We start from the raw sequence: 21,172 nt of genomic DNA, 5'->3' as shown, positions 1-21,172 counted from the left end.
TTATCCTTTAGATTTCTATGAAAAAAATCGCATTAAAATTTACCGCACTTTCTCTTTCTTTGCTATTAAGTAGCATTGCTTCTGCTGAAGAGCTTTCTGCGAAGCAGTCGTTAGATAAAATGACACAAGCATTGGATAATCTCAATTATGAAATTGCCTTTGTGCAAACTACTCCAGCAAATATGGATTCATTTCGTTATCGACATATCAGACAAGATAACAAAACCTACGCACAATTAGTCACTTTAGATGGTCGCCAGCAAGAAATTATTCAACGTGATAATTTAGTCAGTTATTTTCAGCCAAATGCTCAAGCATTTACGCTTAATAGTGGCAATATAGTTGATGCGATGCCTGCGGTTGTGCGTGCAAATTTTGATAAGCTTTCTTCTTATTATGATTTCGTAAAATTAGGTAAAGATCGTGTTGCTGGGCGTTTCGCTGATACGATTAGAATTGTTCCTAAAGATGATTTTCGGTATCAATATTTGGTGTTTATCGATGAAGAAAATGGCTTGTTATTACGCGGTGATATGCTTGATCGCGAAGGCAAACTACTTGATCAATTTAGAGTTGTAACACTTTACATCGATGACAGATTGAGAGGATTAACGGATTATATTAACAAGGTATCATTGCCCCCTTTATTGAAAGAAAGTAAAAATGAACAAAGTTCAGATATAACTTGGTCTGCAGGTTGGTTGCCACAAGGTTTTTCTTTAATTCGATATACTCAAGAAATATTAGAAAATGAAATCATAGATAGCGCATTATATAGTGATGGCTTATTTACTTTTACGTTGTTTGTCTCTAATGTAGGCTCTAATGACCTACCAGAAAATACTTGGAAACAAGGGGCTTATACGATTTATAGCGAGGTCATCGGAGGAAAAGAAATTACTTTTATTGGGCAATTACCAATCTCGACGGCAAAACGCATTGTACAAGAAGTCAAATTTAGATAAAAAGTGCGGTAATTTTTTACGATATTTTTATCAATAACTGATTGTGAGTTAGGCATTGACTAAGATTCGCACGTTTTTACGTGCGAATTTTTATTTTCTTAATTTTATTAATTCTACTTGGTGATTGTGACCTTTTTTTAGAATTAGATTTGCTCGCTCACGAGTTGGAAGAATATTTTGATTAAGGTTTAACCCGTTAATTTCATCCCAAATTTTACTAGCGGTGGTAATGGATTCTTCTTTCGATAAATTGGCATAATGTTTAAAGTAAGAATTAGGATCGTTGAACGCACTTTCGCGGAATTTCAGAAATCGTTTGATATACCATTCTTTCAATAATTTTTCTTCTGCATCAACATAAATAGAGAAATCAACAAAATCTGATACGAATGTCTGATTGGTTTTATTATTACCCGTTTGAAGTACATTCAAGCCCTCTAAAATAAGAATGTCAGGTTTATTTATCACATTAAATTTATCAGGAATAATATCATAGGTTAAATGCGAATAGATTGGTGCTTCCACCTCAGTTTTGCCAGATTTCACATCAGCTAAAAAATGAATAAGTTTGGGCGTATCATAAGAAATAGGGAAACCTTTTTTGTGTAAAAGATGATCTTTTTTTAGTTTTTCTAATGGATATAAAAAACCATCAGTAGTTATAAGATCTACTTTGCGCTCCGCTGGCCAATGGGAAAGAAGTGATTGGAGTATTCGTGCTGAAGTGCTTTTCCCTACCGCTACGCTACCTGCAATGCTAATGATATAAGGTACTTTTGTTTTATTACGCCCTAAAAAACGGTGTAAAACAGCTTGTCTGCGAAGGTTTTCGTCAATGTAATAATTAATTAAACGAGCTAATGGTAAATAAATCATACTGACTTCATCCAAAGATAGCTCTTCATTAAAACCTAAAAGCGGTTTAAGATCTTGTTCTGTAAGTTTTAGGGGGACTGATTTACGCAATTCTGCCCATTGTTTGCGGTTAAAACTTAAAAAAGGGGTTAGATTCATTGAGATATTATTGAGTCAAATAGACAAATTGGAGAAAAATATACGCTATAAATAAAAATTTAGCATTCATTTTTCATTAAATGTGTACTAATTTGATTAAAAAATCACTTTTTTGATTGTGATTTAAACGAATAATCAAAAAAATAAACTTTTTTATAAAAAATACTTGTCAGTTAAAGTTTTTTCCATATAATACGCCTCACTTGCTTACGACACGCCGACTTAGCTCAGTAGGTAGAGCAACTGACTTGTAATCAGTAGGTCATCAGTTCGATTCCGATAGTCGGCACCATTCTTTCGTATCAAGTATTCATTTAGTGTGGAGGGGTTCCCGAGCGGCCAAAGGGGGCAGACTGTAAATCTGTTGGCTCAGCCTTCGAAGGTTCGAATCCTTCTCCCTCCACCATCTTTTAGATGGATCCTGATGGGACAGACGAATTTAGGACTTGCGGGCATCGTATAATGGCTATTACCTTAGCCTTCCAAGCTAATGATGCGGGTTCGATTCCCGCTGCCCGCTCCAGACGCTGATATAGCTCAGTTGGTAGAGCGCACCCTTGGTAAGGGTGAGGTCGGCGGTTCAAATCCGCCTATCAGCACCAGTCTTATAATTCCTCATCCTTATATCAATCAGCAAATAAATTTATTGGTTAATGTGGTTTAATTTACCCATCGATAACCGTGTCTATTTAGAGGGACTATTTCAATGTCTAAAGAAAAATTTGAACGTACAAAACCGCACGTAAACGTGGGTACAATCGGCCACGTTGACCACGGTAAAACAACTTTAACAGCAGCAATTACCACCGTATTAGCAAAACATTACGGTGGTGCAGCGCGTGCATTTGACCAAATCGATAACGCGCCAGAAGAAAAAGCGCGTGGTATTACCATCAACACTTCACACGTTGAATACGATACACCGACTCGCCACTATGCACACGTAGACTGTCCAGGACACGCCGACTATGTTAAAAACATGATTACCGGTGCGGCGCAAATGGATGGTGCTATTTTAGTAGTAGCAGCAACAGATGGTCCTATGCCACAAACTCGTGAACACATCTTATTAGGTCGCCAAGTAGGTGTACCATACATCATCGTATTCTTAAACAAATGCGATATGGTAGATGATGAAGAGTTATTAGAATTAGTAGAAATGGAAGTACGTGAACTTCTTTCTCAATATGACTTCCCAGGTGACGATACTCCAATCGTACGTGGTTCTGCATTACAAGCATTAAACGGCGTAGCAGAATGGGAAGAAAAAATCCTAGAATTAGCAGGTCACTTAGATACTTATATTCCAGAACCAGAACGTGCGATTGACCAACCGTTCCTTCTTCCAATTGAAGACGTATTCTCAATCTCTGGTCGTGGTACAGTAGTAACTGGACGTGTAGAACGTGGTATCATCCGTACTGGTGATGAAGTAGAAATCGTCGGTATCAAAGATACAGCGAAAACTACTGTAACAGGTGTTGAAATGTTCCGTAAATTACTTGACGAAGGTCGTGCAGGTGAAAACATCGGTGCATTATTACGTGGTACCAAACGTGAAGAAATCGAACGTGGTCAAGTATTAGCGAAACCAGGTTCAATCACACCACACACTGATTTTGAATCAGAAGTATACGTATTATCAAAAGATGAAGGTGGTCGTCATACTCCATTCTTCAAAGGTTACCGTCCACAATTCTATTTCCGTACAACAGACGTAACTGGTACAATCGAATTACCAGAAGGCGTGGAAATGGTAATGCCAGGCGATAACATCAAGATGACAGTAAGCTTAATCCACCCAATTGCGATGGACCAAGGTTTACGTTTCGCAATCCGTGAAGGTGGCCGTACAGTAGGTGCTGGTGTTGTAGCGAAAATCATCAAATAATTGATGGATTCTTGAATGTCTTAAAGATAAAAGACAGAAAGAAGATAAAAGAAAAGTGCGGAGAAAATTCTCCGCACTTTTTTTATTTTATATATGTAAATATTTACTAAATTATTTGATTTTGGATTAGAACTAAATGCTCACTGGTCATCTAAATATCCTGTTGCAGTTTGGTTTGTGTTACCCCTAGGAATGGTATTGCCGGTGGTATCTTTACCCCATCACTGACAACAGGCGCAGGCATTGGCTCAATGCTTTGGGATCTCAGTGGCGGTATGGTTGATCAACGTTTTTTGGTGATTTTATGTATGGCGGCATTTTTAGCTGGCTGCACACAATCGCCAGTTACAGCCAGTGTTGTTGTAATGGAAATGACAGGCGCACAACCCGTTCTCATTTGGCTCTTGATTTCCAGCATTATTGCATCCATAATCTCGCACCAATTTAGCCCAAAACCATTTTACCACTTTGCTGCAGGCTGTTTTCGCCAGCAAATGCAAGCTCGCCAAGCCGAAGAATTACGCAGCAAAACCGAACAAGAGAAATAAAAATGCTTCAAAATCTACCGCACTTTTATCGCTGCCGTTTTTCTGTTGCACCAATGTTAGATTGGACAACACGCCATTGTCGTTATTTTCATCGCCAATTTTCAAAGCATGCGTTACTTTACACTGAAATGGTCACTGCATCTGCGATTATCCACGCAAAATATGACCACTTGGATTTTGATTTACAAGAAAATCCCGTTGCGTTACAGCTGGGAGGAAGCGATCCTGAACAACTCAAATATTGCGCAAAACTTGCTGAGGAACGAGGCTATCACGAAATTAATCTTAATGTAGGATGCCCTTCTGATCGCGTACAAAATGGAATGTTTGGTGCTTGCTTAATGGCGAAAGCAGATTTGGTGGCAGACTGTGTAGAACAAATGCAAAGTGCGGTCAAAATTCCAGTCACTGTGAAAACGCGTATTGGCATTGATGAATTAGACAGCTATGAATTTTTATGTGATTTTATTGAAAAAGTTCAAGGAAAAGGTTGCCAAGAGTTTATTATCCACGCACGAAAAGCTTGGCTTTCGGGGTTAAGTCCCAAAGAAAATCGAGAAATTCCGCCATTAGATTATGCCCGGGTGTATCAACTAAAACATGATTTTCCACATCTAACCATCGCAATTAATGGTGGCATAAAAACCATTGAAGAAATGAAGCAACATTTGCAATATGTGGACGGCGTGATGGTTGGGCGAGAGGCCTATCAAAATCCAAGTTTACTTGGGCAAATTGACCAAGCCTTATTTGATCCTAACGCACCAATTGTTACCGCTCATGAAGCGGTACGGTCAATGCTTCCTTATATTGAACAGCAACTTAGCCAAGGCATACACCTTAATCATATCGTCCGTCATATATTAGGCGCATTCCAAAATTGCAAAGGTGCTCGTCAATGGCGACGCTATTTAAGCGAAAATGCGTTTAAACAAGGCGCAGGAATTGAAGTGGTTGAAACAGCCTTAAGCTTTGTAGAAAGCTAATCCTAAAAACAAAATAAGCCGCAAAAGTGCGGCTTATTTTTCAGCTGTTTTTCTTACGCAATACGCATTTGAAAAATCACCAATTCAGCTTGGCAACAGAAAGTGAAATCTGCCTTTAATAAATAGCCATCATCCACTTTTGTAATTTCAGTTGTTATAGGGGGACATAAGCCGAGACCCTATAAATAATATCACTTTGGGTTTTAGAGATAACTAAAACTAAAACTCAAACTGAACTGACATTCTATAGTTTCTGCCTGGAGCATAGAAACGGTTAATGCCTGCGCCTGTTGTTTGATTAATCAAATTACTTGTACCAAATGGTCTAATTGATCTCGCAGAATCCCAAGTAATATATTTTCTATTGGTTAAATTATATACCCCTGCTTGTAAGGTAAGATTTGGAATTGGTTTTACAAAACTAATTAAATCAATCAATGTGTAAGCATTACTACGCCACTTAACATAGCTGTTTTTTAAATCATTGAATTTGGGTTTATAGCGGTTGTAAGTTTCTTTTCCTTTTTTTGCACTTACGTGAGTAAGATAAACATCAATCCCAAAATAATCTTTAGGATGTGCATAACTTAGATTTATCACGGATGTTTTTGGCTGAATTGCATTCATTGGAATATATCCATCCGTTGGTTTAACTTCATCAATCTTAGGATCATAAGTCATTTTACCTTTTTGGTAAGTAAATTTATAACCGATACTGAAACCTGTTAATGGTTTTGCTATTTCACCTAATATTAATTTAGCTTGTAGTTCAAAGCCAGTGAGTTTTGCTGTTGGTCGATTAACATTTTTATATATCGGATACTCAAGATTACGACCTATTAGTGTAGGGCAATTTCCTTTTCCGCTATCACATATATGCGCAAGATCAATATAATTGTTATAGTCTGTGCGGAATATACTTGTAGTCAAATAGCCAAATGGTTTATGGAATGTAAATGCAATTTCTTTATTTTTTGATGTTTCTATTTCTAGATCTGTATTCGGTACAATAGAAATGTCCGGATGAAGGAAAGTGAAATAGGTTTCATCGCTTGTTGGTGCTCTAAATCCTTTTCTGTATTTTGTTTGCACTCTTAACCAATCAAATGGATCTAGGGTTAAACCTAAAGAATAAGAATAGGTAGCGTGTTTTCTTTTCTGTGCAATCTCTTGAATACGGGCAAGAGCATTTTTTTGCATTTTTGCTAATTCTTCAGGATCCGAATAAACATTCGCTATATTAAATTTTGGTTCAAGAGTTGGGTTGGCGACTAATCCATCAGGAACTTTAGGGGTCTTGCCTGGAACATACTCTGGAGCGTGTTTAATTCTGTCATAACGAAATGCCCAATCAAAGCCCCAATAGTTATTGACTTTGACATCATCTGCAAAATATAACGCTGTAGTGTTTGTTTTTACCGGAATTAAGAAAGAGTAAGTGTCTATTCTATTACAGAAAGGATTGAAGCCATCTCCTGATTGACAGTCTTTGGGATATGTAGCCCACCAAACTTTGGAAATTGCATTAAAACCCGAATGATTTATCATTTCTTTCTTTATTTGAGACCATAATCCGCCATAGGATAAATTATGCTGAGTACGTCCAATCTCAATATATTTAGTTAAATCAAGATTGAGTTGTTTGGTTATAGTATTTAAATCGCGTTTTGTCCAAGTATTTTCTAAATAACCCGCCCCTGATGGTAATAGTAAATTTGGAGCACTTATCTGAGTATATCTTCTATTGTTCTTATCAAACTCTTGTTTTTGAAGGTGTGCTACGTCATCACCAGTAGCGGCTTTTTCAATTGTAATGGGTATATTTACAATATTTCCTTCTTTATCAAAAGCTTCAATGGTAGATTTTTTGCAATTAACCCCTCCTTCTTGATGGCAAGGTAAAATTAAATCATTATAAGTAGAAGTTAATGAAAATGGTTGTTTATTAACCTCATCATTCTTATATGTTTTACCATTTACGGTTAAATGCCGATCTCCAGGGATGATTTCTTTACCTTGGGGAATTTCATAAGGTACAGTAACGATATTTCCGTTTATTTTCATTAAATCAAGATCGTAAGAGACTCCTCGTGTCTTATAGTGAGTATTTAATTCGATTTGAGATTGTCTGAGATTATTTCTAAATGTATCGTCCCATTTCCATGAACTTTTACTAGTATCAACTGTAAATGTCTTTTCAACTGTTATAACTTTATCGGTGACTTTATCTGGAATATTTTTATAGTCCACAGGGTTGTTATCTGCTCCAACAAGTTGATTTTCTTCATTAAAATGCAACCCTAATGGATTATTAAAGCCTTCACAACGACTATTTCCATCACAATAATCATCTGTTCTTGCTCTAGTACGAATTGTTTGATTAGAAAATGAAATTCGTAATGTATCGTAAAGTGGATTTACGCTGTAATTTTCATAAATAACGGAATAATTCTTGCGTTTTATTTGATCATTTGTGTGGCGTAATGCTTTTTCTGCACAATGCCCTTCTGTTTCTGAACAATTTTGAATTAAATTGGATGAATTTAAATTATAAGAAAAATCGTGACCTTTTGAGGTGTTATCATATAAATCTGCAGCCAGTGTTAAACGATGGTTTTCAGTGGGCTGGAAAGATAATTTTAATAAAGTACTTTTTAATTTATAGCGGTAAGGATCGGCTTTTTCACGAGTTTTGCCTTGAATATTTCCATCATAATGGTGATAGCCATAGTTTTTGCTTTCGTCACTTTGACGATCTGTATGAACAACAAGAAAATCAAACCATTTATAACGCCCTGCGGTAGTTAATGTGTTCAAGTTTTGTTGATTTACGGAGTTATAACCGTGCTTATAAGAAAAATGATAATTTTTTTCTGTTAAAAAATCACGAGCGTCTTTTGTTTCAAAAGAAACAGAGCCTCCAAGAGCACCGCTACCAGCTTTAATTGAATTTGCGCCTTTATTAATTTTTACTTCTTTTAAGGTTTCAATTTCAGCACTGTTTCTTGTGTTATTAAAGTTTCCATAGCCTTCAAATAGCTCTTTAAATCCTTGTGAAGAGATTGTTTCTGCTTGAGCTAAGCCATCTATTTGGACTGCAACACGGTTTTCCTCTACACCACGTATTGCGTAACCACTAGAGCCAAATCTTCCTGCTTCAACGACAGTAACCCCTGTTTCATAACGCACAATATCTCGAGAATCTGAAGCTTGCTGCTTGGCCAGTTGTTTAGCACTAATTTGAGTTTCGCCAACTTTTTTTTCTTTAATATTTATTGTTGTGTCAGTGTTTCCCAAAACATTAATTTGTTCTAGTTGTTCAGAAACATTACCATCTTGGTTGGTTGGTTGGTTGGTTGGTTGGTTGGTTGGTTGGTTGGTTGGTTGGTTGGTTGGTTGGTTGGTTGGTTGGTTGGTTGGTTGGTTGGTTGGTTGGTTGGTTGGGCAGCATAGGCTGTGCTTGCATTTAATGCAAATGCAATAGAGAAAGCAAGCAGGCTGAATTTAAAGTTGGTCATAGGTTTCCTTATTTTTAATGATAATAATTGTCATATATTAAATAATTCAATTTATCTAATCAATATCAAAATGAAAAAGTATAATAAGTACAAAATCCTAATTGCTTTGTATCAGCATAAAAGAAAATCATTTTGACCGCACTTTTGTTTGTAAGCCGTATTTTAAAATCATCAAAATGCAATTTTTAATCACTCTTTTATCGACTGCGTAGATTTCTTTAGTAATTGTAGGGTGGGATAGGTTCAAAATAAGCCGCAAAAGTGCGGCTTATTTTTCAGCTGTTTTTCTTACGCAATACGCATTTGAAAAATCACCAATTCAGCTTGGCAACAAAAAGTGAAATTTGCCTTTAATAAATAACCATCATCCACTTTTGTAATTTCAGATTGAATTTCACAAGGTTCACTTTCTACATCACGCGCTTTCTGGGTAAAAAATGCGAGTGCTTCTTGCGCTTGTTCTTCACTGTCATAAATATATTCAATAAGCTGACTACAATCACGATTATCGAAAAGTGATTTCATATCAAATGTGTTACAACCTACACATTCAATCGGTTTTTCAGTTTGAATTGCCATAATATTATCCCTTTTATTCAGATTATTTTGCAGCAACAAAACCCACAGCTTCATACACTTTCGCCAAGGTTTCTTGTGCTTTTGCACGCGCTTTTTCCGCACCTTGTCGTAAGATATTATCTAATAAAGTTTCATCATTACGATATTGATGGAAACGTTCTTGTAAACCAGCAAGTAAAGTTGAGACTTCATCCGCTACTGCAGTTTTTAAATGTCCGTACATTTTACCTTCAAATTCTTTTTCAAGATCAGCAATTGGCTTATCCGTAACCGCAGAAAGAATATCTAAAAGATTGGATACACCCGCTTTATTTTGTACATCATAACGAACGACAGGCGGCTCATCTGAATCTGTTACGGCACGTTTAATTTTCTTCGCCACAGATTTTGGATCTTCTAAAAGTGTCACTACATTGTTGCGGTTATCATCTGATTTTGACATTTTCTTTTCAGGATCTTGCAATGACATAATACGCGCACCTGCTTTTCCAATGAAAATTTCAGGAATGGTAAAAATATTGCCATAGAGCGCATTAAAGCGATTTGCAATATCACGCGTAATTTCTAAGTGTTGTTTTTGGTCATCGCCAACAGGCACGCTTTTTGCTTGATAAAGTAAAATATCCGCCGCCATTAACACAGGATAATCAAACAAACCCACGTTAATATTTTCTTCATAACGCGCTGATTTATCTTTGAATTGCGTCATTCGGCTCATTTCACCGAAATAGGTGTAACAGTTTAACACCCAGCTTAACTGCGTGTGTTCTGGAACGTGAGATTGAACAAAAATAGTACTTTTATTTGGATCAATTCCACACGCCAAATAAAGAGCAAGCACATCAAGCGTTGCTTTGCGAAGGGCAACAGGATCTTGACGAACAGTGATCGCATGTAAATCAACTACGCAGAAAATACATTCATAATCCTCTTGCATTTTCACCCAGTTGCGCAACGCACCCAAATAATTTCCGATAGTTAATTCACCAGAAGGCTGCACGCCACTAAAAACAATTGGTTTTGCCATAATCAATCCTTAATACCTTAAAACTGTTCGCTCATCATATCAGAAACTCTAGGCTTTTTTAATGTTCGAGTTCAAAAGCTAGGTTAAAAATGCTATATTTAACGGAAACGTTTTCCTAATATTTTCTAATGAAAAACTACCACGATATTGTTCTTGCCCTTGCTGGCGTGTGCCAATCAGCAAAATTGGTTCATCAACTTGCAACAGAAAGCCGAGCAGATTCGGATACATTTTTAACCGCACTTAATAGCCTTTTCATTACCCAACCACAACAAATCGAAGATGTTTTTGGTGGAGAAGTTCGTCATTTAAAATTAGGTCTAGAAACCTTAATTCATCAGCTCAACGCGCAAGGCGATCAAAATTTAACTCGCTATTGGCTAAGCCTTTTGGCATTAGAAGGGAAATTATCGAAAAATCCCGATGCCAAACAAACATTAGGCAATCGAATTTCTCGCCTAAAAGAACAGGAAATTCATTACGCTCGCGATAGTGAAACAATGCTATCTATTATGGCAAATATTTACAGCGACGTTATTAACCCATTGGGCAAAAAAATTCACATACTAGGCTCGCCTGATTATTTGCGACAAGAACTCGTGCAAAATAAAATCCGTGCAGTTTTACTTGCAGGCATTCGCTCTGCCGTGCTGTGGAAACAAATGGGCGGAACAAAATGGCAAATTTTATTTTTCCGCAGAAAATTACTTGCCACCGCAAAACAGATTTATTCTTCTATTTATTAATACAATTCTGGAGCAAACATTTATGCAACTCTCTACACTGACCACACTTTCCCCTCTTGATGGTCGTTATCAAGATAAAGTAACGCCATTACGTGCTATTTTTAGCGAATTTGGGTTAATGAAATTCCGTGTAGCTGTGGAAGTTCGTTGGTTACAAAAATTAGCTTCAACGGCAGACATTACCGAAGTACCGCCATTTTCTACGCAAGCAAATGCTTTTTTAGATGGAATTGTGGCTAATTTTAATGAGGCCGATGCTGCGCGTATTAAAGAAATTGAGCGAACAACCAATCACGATGTAAAGGCCGTTGAATATTTTCTGAAAGAGAAAATTCAAAACGAAGTGGAACTAGTGAACGTGTCCGAATTCATTCACTTCGCTTGCACCTCAGAAGATATTAACAATCTCTCTCACGCATTAATGTTAAGCACCGCACGTGACGAAGTGATTTTACCTGAATGGCAAAAACTGATTGATGAAATTACTCGTCTTGCAGAAGAATATAAAACGATTCCATTACTTTCTCGCACACATGGCCAGCCAGCTTCACCAAGCACCGTGGGCAAAGAAATGGCAAATGTCGTTTACCGCCTAAAACGTCAATTTAAACAACTCCAAAACGCGGAAATCTTAGGTAAAATCAATGGTGCAGTAGGTAACTACAATGCGCATTTATCGGCATATCCTAATATTGATTGGCATAAATTCAGCGAAGAATTTGTCACTTCATTAGGTATTCAATGGAATCCTTATACCACACAAATTGAGCCGCACGATTACATCGCTGAATTTTTTGATGCTGTAGTACGCTTTAATACCATTATCATTGATTTTGATCGTGATTTATGGGGATACATTGCATTAAATCACTTTAAACAACGAACTATTGCAGGCGAAATCGGTTCTTCCACCATGCCACATAAAGTCAATCCAATTGATTTTGAAAACTCAGAGGGCAATCTAGGATTAGCTAATGCAGTGATGACCCACTTAGGTCAAAAGTTACCAATTTCTCGCTGGCAGCGTGACTTAACAGATTCAACCGTATTACGTAATTTAGGCGTAGGATTAGGTTATTGTTTGATCGCTTATGCTTCAACTCGCAAAGGCATGAGTAAACTTGAAGTAAATCAACCGCACTTATTAGAAGAACTCAATCAAAACTGGGAAGTTTTGGCTGAACCAATTCAAACCATAATGCGCCGCTATGGAATAGAAAAACCTTACGAAAAATTAAAAGAATTAACGCGAGGTAAACGAGTGACAGAACAGGCTATGCGTGAATTTATTGATAAGTTGGATATTCCACAAGAAGAAAAATTACGTTTACAAAAATTAACACCCGCTACTTATATTGGGGCTGCAGTGGAATTAGTAGAGAAGCTATCATAGGAATTTGGCTCTTTTTCCAACAATATTCTTTACAAGAACATAGCTTTTCTCTATAATCCTGCGTCTATGTTAGTCAATCTAACAAATTTCTGGTTGGTGCTTGACCTATTCAAGCCCCATCCAAGACCGTAGGGGAGTAATCTTAATTATCCTACGTAGATGGTGAACAGAATAAGAATTTTTCTTGCTTCTGGGCGCCGAAGTCATCCTAATCTTAGGATTAGGTAAATTAATTCCGAGTAATCGGAGTGTATTCAGGAGCTAAAAGCCAATGGCATTAAATCTTCAAGACAAACAAGCAATTGTTGCTGAAGTAAATGAAGCAGCCAAAGGTGCACTTTCAGCAGTAATCGCGGATTCTCGCGGTGTAACTGTTGAGAAAATGACTGAATTACGTAAATCAGCACGTGAAGCTGGCGTTACAATGCGTGTAGTTCGTAATACTTTATTACGTCGCGCAGTTGAAGGCACAGATTACGAATGCTTAAAAGATACGTTTGTAGGTCCAACACTTATCGCGTTCTCTAACGAACACCCGGGCGCAGCTGCTCGTTTGTTCAAAGAGTTTGCTAAAGCAAACGATAAGTTTGAAATTAAAGGTGCAGCCTTTGAAGGTAAAATCCAAGATGTTGAATTCTTGGCAACATTACCAACTTACGAAGAAGCGATTGCACGTTTAATGGGCACAATGAAAGAAGCTGCAGCAGGCAAACTTGCTCGCACCTTAGCGGCATTACGCGACAAATTACAAGAAGCAGCTTAATCATTAAGCGTTTCTTACTTCATCTAACTTTATTTATTTTAGGAATTGATTGTTATGTCATTAACTAACGAACAAATCATTGAAGCGATTGCTTCAAAAACTGTAACTGAAATCGTTGAATTAATCGCAGCGATGGAAGAAAAATTCGGTGTTTCAGCAGCGGCAGCAGTAGCAGCAGCTCCAGCAGCAGGCGGCGCAGCGGCAGCAGAAGAAAAAACTGAATTCGACGTTGTACTTAAATCTGCAGGTGCGAACAAAGTAGCAGTAATTAAAGCAGTACGTGGTGCAACTGGTTTAGGCTTAAAAGAAGCTAAAGATTTAGTTGAATCTGCTCCAGCTAACTTAAAAGAAGGCGTTTCTAAAGAAGAAGCTGAAGCACTTAAGAAAGAATTAGAAGAAGCGGGTGCAGAAGTAGAAGTTAAATAATTTCTATTTTAACCACTTTAAAATTCAAAAAAACCGATGGGAAACCATCGGTTTTTTCTTATATAAAAGTTTGTTATAGCTTTTACTTAAAAACTTACCATTTGCTATCTTTCTAAGATAGAATATTACCCGTTGTTATTGATGAATAAAGAGAAAATTTATGACAAAAAAAGCATTAAGTGCGGTAATTTTAGCAGCTGGAAAAGGCACTCGTATGTATTCTGATTTACCCAAAGTGCTACATACAATCGCGGGTAAACCAATGGTAAAACACGTGATTGATACTGCCCATCAATTAGGCGCAGAAAATATTCATTTAATCTATGGTCACGGTGGGGACTTAATGCGTTCCCATCTTGCAAATGAACAAGTAAATTGGGTATTACAAACAGAACAACTTGGTACTGCACATGCAGTTCAACAATCAGCACCTTTCTTTAAGGATAACGAAAATATTGTTGTACTTTACGGCGATGCACCATTAATAACTAAAGAAACATTAGAAAAATTAATTGAAGCGAAACCAGAAAATGGCATTGCATTGCTTACCGTAAATTTAGATAACCCAACAGGCTATGGACGAATTATCCGTGAAAATGGGAATGTTGTAGCCATTGTAGAACAAAAAGATGCAAATGCAGATCAACTAAATATTAAAGAAGTAAATACTGGCGTTATGGTATCTGATGGTGCAAGTTTCAAAAAATGGCTAGCTCGTGTAGGCAATAATAATGCTCAAGGCGAATATTACTTAACGGATCTTATTGCTCTCGCAAATCAAGATAATTGTCAAGTTGTTGCTGTACAAGCAACAGATGTCATGGAAGTTGAAGGTGCAAATAATCGCTTACAATTAGCCGCACTTGAACGTTATCTCCAAAATAAACAAGCCTCAAAATTATTACTTGAAGGCGTAATGATCTACGATCCCGCTCGTTTTGACCTACGTGGAACATTAGAGCATGGAAAAGATGTGGAAATCGATGTTAATGTTATTATCGAAGGTAATGTTAAACTCGGTGATCGCGTAAAAATTGGCGCAGGTTGCGTATTGAAAAATGTTGTTATTGGCAATGATGTAGAAATAAAACCCTATTCAGTGCTAGAGGATTCTGTAGTGGGAGAAAAAGCCGCAATTGGTCCATTTTCTCGTTTACGCCCAGGTGCAGAACTCGCAGCTGAAACGCATGTCGGTAACTTTGTAGAAATTAAAAAATCTACCGTTGGTAAAGGTTCTAAAGTAAATCACCTAACCTATGTTGGCGATTCAGAAATAGGCTCAAATTGTAATATTGGTGCGGGTGTCATCACCTGCAACTACGATGGTGCAAATAAATTTAAAACGATCATCGGTGATGATGTGTTTGTGGGATCGGATACACAATTAGTTGCGCCAGTGAAAGTCGCAAATGGCGCAACTATTGGTGCTGGGACTACAATTACACGTGATGTTGGCGAAAATGAATTAGTGATTACAAGAGTTGCTCAACGACATATTCAAGGTTGGCAACGACCAATAAAGAAAAAATAAAACAGAATAAAAAAATCCTACGTATTATCGTAGGATTTTTTTATAAACCAATTTTACAAATCGTAATTAAAATCACATAAAAAATGACCGCACTTAATGTTAATAATTTATTTGCTAGTTTAGGTTTATGTTGATGAAGACGGTATAGCATTCTAGCTGTAACAGCTAGAATAAAGGGATAAACCCAAAAAAGCGTTGAAAATAAATTGATTTGCCAACTTGATAGATAGGGATTTTTACTAAATACTGTAGAAATTAATAATGCCATTGGACACAATAATATAGGCGAACAAAAGGCAGCAAGACCCCAAGCAAATGGACTAAATTTGGTTGGTAAAGATTGTTTTTTCATATTTTAAATAATTAAAAATAAATAGATATAAGAAAGAAATATAATAAATATGTTGAATAGTAAAGAATATTTTAATGAAAGTAACAATGTGGAAATGGCGCACCCGAAAGGATTCGAACCTTTGACCGCTCGGTTCGTAGCCGAGTACTCTATCCAGCTGAGCTACGGGTGCGTAGATGATGCTTTAATTATTCATAACCACTTTAATAAGATAGAGTCGTTTTAAAAATGGCGCACCCGAGAGGATTCGAACCTCTGACCGCTCGGTTCGTAGCCGAGTACTCTATCCAGCTGAGCTACGGGTGCAGAATAAATAAAACAAACAATGGCGGTGAGAGAGGGATTCGAACCCTCGATGGAGCTTTTAACCCCATACTCCCTTAGCAGGGGAGCGCCTTCAGCCTGCTCGGCCATCTCACCACAATCAGTGTGAGCGGTATAATACGTTTTTTAGAAAATATGTCAAACCATTTTTTGAAAAACACACCTGTTTGAATATTTTATCTACACATTAAATATATTATTGAATAAAAATCTACTCATCATTCAAAAATACTAAAATCTTAGATATTGTTTCCCATCTTAATTCATCTTGCTCAAATAACATCTCATGTTTAGAATTTAGTGCTGTTAATGCCCCTTCGTTCTATTATTAAAAGAAGAACCGCACTTTTTGAAGTGCGGTTATATTTTTAATAGTTTTACGCCACCTGTTTAGGTTGTTTAAATACCGTAACTTCTGGTGCTACGCCTATAAATTTCTCAATCTGAACGATACAAGTATTTGGTGAATTTCCTTGTGCCAATTTAGATGTGCCTTCATCGCGTGTTAATACGTTCGGGCAACCATTTTTACACAATGGTTTTTCACTTTCACCTAAGTCCATTGGGTCATACCATGCTCCTTCGTGGAGGGCGACAGTACCTTTAATGATATTTTCTGTTACAACTGCACCTGCAAGCACTTGGCCTCGTTTACTATGAATGCGAACAATATCACCGTCTTTAATACCACGAGCAGCCGCATCTTCAGGGTGAACCATCACTGGCTCACGATCATTTACCGCATATTTTTGACGTAATGAAGTATGCGCCAATTGACTGTGTAAACGATAGTAAGGATGTGGTGTCACTAAAGCTAACGGATATTCTTCCGTCACATTACCCGCAAACTCTTCAGGTTCCATCCAACTAGGATGCCCTTTACAATCGTTATAATTCATTTTCTCAACAACATCAGAGAAAATTTCAATTTTACCTGACGGTGTGCCAAGCGGATTGAGCAATGGATCTTCACGGAATTCACCATAACGCACCCATTTCTTTGCAGCTTCACCCACCTCAAAACTTAATGGTTTATTTTCTGCCCAGAATTTGTCAAAACGTGGCATTGCTACACGATTTGCACGTGCAGCACTAAAGGCTGCATTATAGAATTCTTCCAGCCACTCCATTTCAGTTTTACCTTCAGTGTATTGTTCTTCCACACCGGCACGTTTAGCAAGCTCAACGAAAATATCGTAGTCATTTTTTGCTTCAAATTGTGGTGGAACCACTTGTTTCATTGGATAAACACTCATCATAGAGTAGTCGCCAGCCATGGTTAAGTCATTACGTTCATAACTCGTCGTAGCTGGTAACACAATATCTGCCATGCGTGCAGTTGGCGTCCAGTTCACCTCATTGACAATCACTACATCAGGTTTCTGGAAAGCTTTCACTAAGGTATTGGTATCTTGATGGTGAACAAAGGGGTTACCACCTGCCCAATATACCGCTTTGATGTCAGGATAAGTAATTTCAGTACCGTTATACTGAATCTTTTTGCCTGGATGGAGTAACACATCAGCAATACGCGCTAATGGGAACGCGGATTTAGACGTATCATCCAACCATGTTTTTGCCCCCGCTTTGCCTGATGGACTTGCTGTAATTGAGCCGATAATACCGCCTGTCGCCGTTGGTACCCCACCATTTGAATAATGATAACTCAAGCCAAAACCGCCACCCGGTAACCCAATTTGTCCTAACATAGATGCAAGGGTTACTAACATCCAGTGGGTTTGTTCACCATGGCGTTGGCGTTGCATCCCCCAGCCACCCATTAACATGGTACGTTTACTGGAGAAATCAGCTGCAAGTTGCTTAATGGTTTCTGCTGGCACACCACAAATTTTAGCCGCCCATTCCGCTGTTTTTGGCTGTCCATCAGTTTTACCTAATAAATATTCTTCGAATTTAGCGTAACCTGACGTATATTTTTTCAAGAAATATTTATCGTGCTTGCCTTGCTCAACTAAAGTATGCGCAATACCAAGCATTAATGGTACGTCCGTTGCTGTATTCACTGGAATCCATTCTGCATTCAACATTTGGCAAGTTTCACTTTTTTGTGGGTCGATACAAATAATACGTTTACCACTCGCTTGGAATTTCTTGAAATATTCAATCCCTTTTTGGTCAGTGGACATCCAAGCAATACGCATTGTTGTGAGTGGATTTGCAGACCAAAGCACAATAATATCACTACTTTCTAATATGGATTCCCAGCTGGTTTGTTGTTCGTATACCTCAATCGTGCCTAATACATGTGGCATAATTACTTGTGCAGCCCCCGTAGAGTAATCCCCTTTGTGTCCCACAAAACCACCTGTAGCGTTCATGTAACGCTGTAATAACGTACGAGATGCATGTAATGAACCGCAACTAAACCAACCATAAGAACCAGCAAAAATGCCTGTTGGTCCATGTTCGTCACGTACACGTTTAAGTTGATTGTGTACTAAATCTAACGCTTCATCCCAAGAAACGCGCACCCATTCATCACGACCACGCATTGTAGTATCGCTTTTTCCTGGATTAGCTAAAAAGCCTTTACGCACCATTGGATATTTCACGCGAGCTTCGCTATACAATTGATCGGCAACAACTGTTTGCAATTCGTTCGGCACTGCAGGCTCAATAGCAGGACCAGATTTCACGACCTTACCATCTTGTACAACAACCCCAATAGAACCCCAGTGAGCGGCAGTCACTACCGTTTTCATTTCAGCTTCTTTTGCTACCGCACTTTTTGATACAACGCCCACCATACCACCAGAAAGGGCACTACCAGCCACGCCTAAAGATGTTTTTTTCAGAAAATCACGACGTTGTTCATTTACGTTATTCTTTTTCATTTCAGCCTCGTTTTAGATAGTTAATTCATTATTGTTTTGCCATATCTTTGGCATTGCGTTGCAGATAAATAGTTAATGCACGTACTTCATCTTTTTTCATTGATGTACGGTCTTTCATAGAATTCACCACACCAATCCATTGGTTAGCCGTGTAATGATCTGCACCAATTGCCGCGTGACAACCACTACATTGAGTTTGGTTTAACTGATTACCGTATTGATTAAGTGCGGTTAAATCTGATGTCATTTTTTCTTTTGCGACATTCACCGCAACATTGATTTCTTTCCAATCAGAATCTGTTACTGCATCATGAACTGTTTTTAATACTTGAACATGATTACGTGCATCTTCGTCCATTAAAGCAAGCGTGATACGTTTACCTAATTCTTGATACACAACTGCTTCAGCCCCCACTTGTTGCCAACCATGTAAAGTGCCTTGAATTTGATCACCATTTACTTTCCATTGCATTAATTCAGCATAAGGCATTAAGCGAACCTCATTTCCTTTATCATTGGTCGCTTTCACCATTTCAGTAGCGAAAATAGCAGAACCATCTGAGATTGTACCACCTTGTACTGCAGAGGATTTTTGTGTATTTTGATCGCCATGCACTTCAGGTAGGAAGTGAACAATGCCCTTGTGACAATCAATACAAGTTTGACCGTTTGTTTGCGCCTCCGTATGAGTTTGTTTTGCTAACTTAGTTTGTTTTGAAAGCTCCATTGCATCAAAACTGTGACAGCTACGACAGGTTTCTGAATCATTGGCTTTCATATCCTTCCACACTCGTTGTGCCATTTCTGCACGATGAGCTTCATATTTTTCTTTATTCTCAATCTTACCTTGTGCTTCATACCACAAGTCTTTTAAAGCAATAAATTTAGCCTTGACATAATGCCAACCTTCTTTTGGAATATGACAATCTGAACATTGTGCTCTAACCCCTTTTGCATTAGCAAAGTGACTCGAACCTTCCCACTCCTGTTGTGGATAACTCATTGAATGACAACTAGCACAAAACTCTGGTGTACTCGTTTTGTGCATTATCCACTGAGAACCCAATAAGGCAGTTGCACCAACACCGACTAAACAAAGTGCGGTTACTATTTTTTTCATTTTTGACATAGCCACTCCAATAAAATAATAAAAAAAACAACCCTAACTATTTATAGTTAGGGTTGATTGTAGAGGTTTTGTAAATCAAAAACTATGATATTTCTCAAGAAAAAATGTTATAAGCTGAAGAAAAACATTATATAAATCAATAAATAACGATTAGTATCAACTTTGCACATTTAGAAAATGATTAACACTTTTAAGTACATTTCTTCGAACATTATCTTTTTCAAATAACACCTCATGTTTAGCATTGAATACAACTTCACATCTAGCATTCGGAAAAAGTGCGGTTAATTTTTCAAGATTGTTGTTATCTACTATTTTTTCTTTTTCGGCTTGTAAAATTAGGATTGGAATTTCAATCTTAGGAATAACTTTCGGCAAGCGTTTAATTGCGTTCAAACACAAATGTACCCAACGGAATGTTGGCCCGCCAAGATTAATTGCTGGATTTTTACGATTTACACGATTCATCCATTTCATTCTGGTTTTACAGAAAGTTAATTCATTGTATTCCAAGTGGGCTTGTTGATAAGGTCCTTTACCAAAAACATAACGCTCGCCTTGTCCTAAAATATTCATTAGGGCAATAATCAGTTGATCTCTAATTGGATGTTTTAAAAGAATACCGTAAAAAGGCGAAGAAAGTACCGCTTTATTAATGTGATGATCACAATTAGCCAAATAATAGGTTGCAATCAATGCGCCCATCGAATGAGCAAGCAAATGCTGCGTTGAATAGCTGAAAAGTGCGGTTACTTTTTCGATGATTTTCGCCATATCATCGACATAGAAACGAAATTCATCTAAATGCCCTTTTTGAGGAATAATACGCTGTGAATAGCCTTGACCGCGATGATCAAATAGCAATACATCATAACCTTGATGATAAAAATCATAAGCGAGCTCTGACCATTTCAACATATTTTCAGCACGACCATTTACTAAAATCATCAATTTTCTGACCGCACTTTCAGGTTGAATCAAATGACGATAAGCTAATTTTATATTTCGTTTACCAGAAAGATATTGGGTAGGAAATTGCTCAAAAAAAGGCAATAATTCTGCAAGAGCAAATTGATGAAAATAAGGTTCTCTGATCATAATTTTTTAATGAAAAGGGCGTAGTAA

At 37.5% G+C, this 21,172-nt stretch carries 18 protein-coding genes, 7 tRNA genes and 1 pseudogene; 13 read left to right on the top strand and 13 right to left on the bottom strand.

The window, feature by feature from the left end; translation table 11 throughout:
• Positions 1–17: 17 nt before the first annotated feature.
• Entirely contained in the window at positions 18–965 is a 948-nt protein-coding gene (gene rseB, locus K6J66_RS01930; protein ID WP_038439507.1) for a sigma-E factor regulatory protein RseB, read from the top strand.
• 90 nt (positions 966–1,055) lie between these two features.
• Here rseB and coaA read toward each other — a convergent pair whose 3' ends face one another.
• Positions 1,056–1,979, bottom strand: coding sequence for a type I pantothenate kinase (gene coaA, locus K6J66_RS01925; RefSeq protein WP_005655205.1), 924 nt, complete (start codon positions 1,977–1,979; stop codon positions 1,056–1,058).
• A 216-nt stretch (positions 1,980–2,195) separates the two neighbouring features.
• On the opposite strand from coaA, the gene K6J66_RS01920 reads away from it, so the two are divergent.
• From K6J66_RS01920 to dusA, 7 genes are all read left to right on the top strand, one after another.
• Positions 2,196–2,271, top strand: a tRNA-Thr gene (locus K6J66_RS01920).
• Positions 2,272–2,300: 29 nt separating this feature from the next.
• Positions 2,301–2,385: transfer RNA gene (locus K6J66_RS01915), tRNA-Tyr, on the top strand.
• A 42-nt stretch (positions 2,386–2,427) separates the two neighbouring features.
• A tRNA-Gly gene (locus K6J66_RS01910) sits at positions 2,428–2,502 on the top strand.
• 3 nt (positions 2,503–2,505) lie between these two features.
• Positions 2,506–2,581 (top strand) — tRNA-Thr (locus K6J66_RS01905).
• Between the two features lie 104 nt (positions 2,582–2,685).
• Complete coding sequence (gene tuf, locus K6J66_RS01900) at positions 2,686–3,870, top strand: elongation factor Tu (RefSeq protein WP_005654658.1); 1,185 nt, start codon at positions 2,686–2,688, stop codon at positions 3,868–3,870.
• A 155-nt stretch (positions 3,871–4,025) separates the two neighbouring features.
• Positions 4,026–4,418, top strand: a complete 393-nt coding sequence (locus K6J66_RS01895; RefSeq protein ID WP_269472055.1) for a chloride channel protein — start codon at positions 4,026–4,028, stop codon at positions 4,416–4,418.
• 2 nt (positions 4,419–4,420) lie between these two features.
• Complete coding sequence (gene dusA / locus K6J66_RS01890) at positions 4,421–5,404, top strand: tRNA dihydrouridine(20/20a) synthase DusA (protein ID WP_110442602.1); 984 nt, start codon at positions 4,421–4,423, stop codon at positions 5,402–5,404.
• Positions 5,405–5,457: 53 nt separating this feature from the next.
• Here the strand turns inward: dusA and K6J66_RS01885 are convergent.
• From K6J66_RS01885 to trpS, 5 genes and pseudogenes are all read right to left on the bottom strand, one after another.
• A pseudogene (locus K6J66_RS01885) lies at positions 5,458–5,562 on the bottom strand (DUF406 family protein); the annotation flags it as partial.
• 61 nt (positions 5,563–5,623) lie between these two features.
• Complete coding sequence (locus tag K6J66_RS01880) at positions 5,624–8,701, bottom strand: TonB-dependent hemoglobin/transferrin/lactoferrin family receptor (RefSeq protein ID WP_246587791.1); 3,078 nt, start codon at positions 8,699–8,701, stop codon at positions 5,624–5,626.
• A 14-nt stretch (positions 8,702–8,715) separates the two neighbouring features.
• Positions 8,716–8,922 (bottom strand): PT domain-containing protein, encoded by a 207-nt coding sequence (locus K6J66_RS09700; protein WP_425514517.1) that lies wholly within the window; start codon positions 8,920–8,922, stop codon positions 8,716–8,718.
• A 288-nt stretch (positions 8,923–9,210) separates the two neighbouring features.
• Positions 9,211–9,501: a YfcZ/YiiS family protein gene (locus K6J66_RS01875; protein WP_046067643.1), complete on the bottom strand. Its 291-nt coding sequence runs from the start codon at positions 9,499–9,501 to the stop codon at positions 9,211–9,213.
• A 22-nt stretch (positions 9,502–9,523) separates the two neighbouring features.
• Entirely contained in the window at positions 9,524–10,528 is a 1,005-nt protein-coding gene (trpS, locus tag K6J66_RS01870; protein ID WP_110442603.1) for a tryptophan--tRNA ligase, read from the bottom strand.
• Between the two features lie 128 nt (positions 10,529–10,656).
• On the opposite strand from trpS, the gene hflD reads away from it, so the two are divergent.
• The 5 genes from hflD to glmU all read left to right on the top strand — a co-directional run bounded on the left by hflD (position 10,657) and on the right by glmU (position 15,387).
• Positions 10,657–11,274, top strand: coding sequence for a high frequency lysogenization protein HflD (gene hflD, locus K6J66_RS01865; RefSeq protein WP_110442604.1), 618 nt, complete (start codon positions 10,657–10,659; stop codon positions 11,272–11,274).
• Positions 11,275–11,296: 22 nt separating this feature from the next.
• A complete protein-coding gene (gene purB / locus K6J66_RS01860) occupies positions 11,297–12,667 on the top strand; it encodes an adenylosuccinate lyase (RefSeq protein ID WP_110442605.1) in 1,371 nt (456 codons plus the stop codon).
• 271 nt (positions 12,668–12,938) lie between these two features.
• On the top strand, positions 12,939–13,430 hold the full coding sequence (gene rplJ / locus K6J66_RS01855) for a 50S ribosomal protein L10 (protein WP_005658710.1): 492 nt from the start codon (positions 12,939–12,941) through the stop codon (positions 13,428–13,430).
• 54 nt (positions 13,431–13,484) lie between these two features.
• On the top strand, positions 13,485–13,856 hold the full coding sequence (rplL, locus tag K6J66_RS01850) for a 50S ribosomal protein L7/L12 (RefSeq protein WP_005650892.1): 372 nt from the start codon (positions 13,485–13,487) through the stop codon (positions 13,854–13,856).
• Between the two features lie 160 nt (positions 13,857–14,016).
• Positions 14,017–15,387 (top strand): bifunctional UDP-N-acetylglucosamine diphosphorylase/glucosamine-1-phosphate N-acetyltransferase GlmU, encoded by a 1,371-nt coding sequence (gene glmU, locus K6J66_RS01845; RefSeq protein ID WP_012055141.1) that lies wholly within the window; start codon positions 14,017–14,019, stop codon positions 15,385–15,387.
• Between the two features lie 40 nt (positions 15,388–15,427).
• Here glmU and K6J66_RS01840 read toward each other — a convergent pair whose 3' ends face one another.
• The 7 genes from K6J66_RS01840 to K6J66_RS01810 all read right to left on the bottom strand — a co-directional run bounded on the left by K6J66_RS01840 (position 15,428) and on the right by K6J66_RS01810 (position 21,145).
• Positions 15,428–15,739 (bottom strand): DUF5389 family protein, encoded by a 312-nt coding sequence (locus tag K6J66_RS01840; RefSeq protein WP_012055142.1) that lies wholly within the window; start codon positions 15,737–15,739, stop codon positions 15,428–15,430.
• Between the two features lie 95 nt (positions 15,740–15,834).
• Positions 15,835–15,911: transfer RNA gene (locus K6J66_RS01835), tRNA-Arg, on the bottom strand.
• Positions 15,912–15,968: 57 nt separating this feature from the next.
• Positions 15,969–16,045, bottom strand: a tRNA-Arg gene (locus tag K6J66_RS01830).
• A 20-nt stretch (positions 16,046–16,065) separates the two neighbouring features.
• Positions 16,066–16,159: transfer RNA gene (locus tag K6J66_RS01825), tRNA-Ser, on the bottom strand.
• A 281-nt stretch (positions 16,160–16,440) separates the two neighbouring features.
• A complete protein-coding gene (torA, locus tag K6J66_RS01820) occupies positions 16,441–18,918 on the bottom strand; it encodes a trimethylamine-N-oxide reductase TorA (RefSeq protein WP_038439513.1) in 2,478 nt (825 codons plus the stop codon).
• A 28-nt stretch (positions 18,919–18,946) separates the two neighbouring features.
• Positions 18,947–20,047 (bottom strand): NapC/NirT family cytochrome c, encoded by a 1,101-nt coding sequence (locus tag K6J66_RS01815; protein WP_005654513.1) that lies wholly within the window; start codon positions 20,045–20,047, stop codon positions 18,947–18,949.
• 156 nt (positions 20,048–20,203) lie between these two features.
• Entirely contained in the window at positions 20,204–21,145 is a 942-nt protein-coding gene (locus K6J66_RS01810; RefSeq protein WP_005654514.1) for an alpha/beta fold hydrolase, read from the bottom strand.
• Between the last annotated feature and the right edge of the window lie 27 nt (positions 21,146–21,172).

Origin of the sequence: Haemophilus influenzae, assembly GCF_019703545.1 — a bacterium.
In the GTDB taxonomy this organism is placed as follows: domain Bacteria; phylum Pseudomonadota; class Gammaproteobacteria; order Enterobacterales; family Pasteurellaceae; genus Haemophilus; species Haemophilus influenzae_E.
The sequence above is the reverse complement of the archived record's forward strand: the minus strand, read 5'-3'. Positions and strand labels throughout refer to the sequence as shown.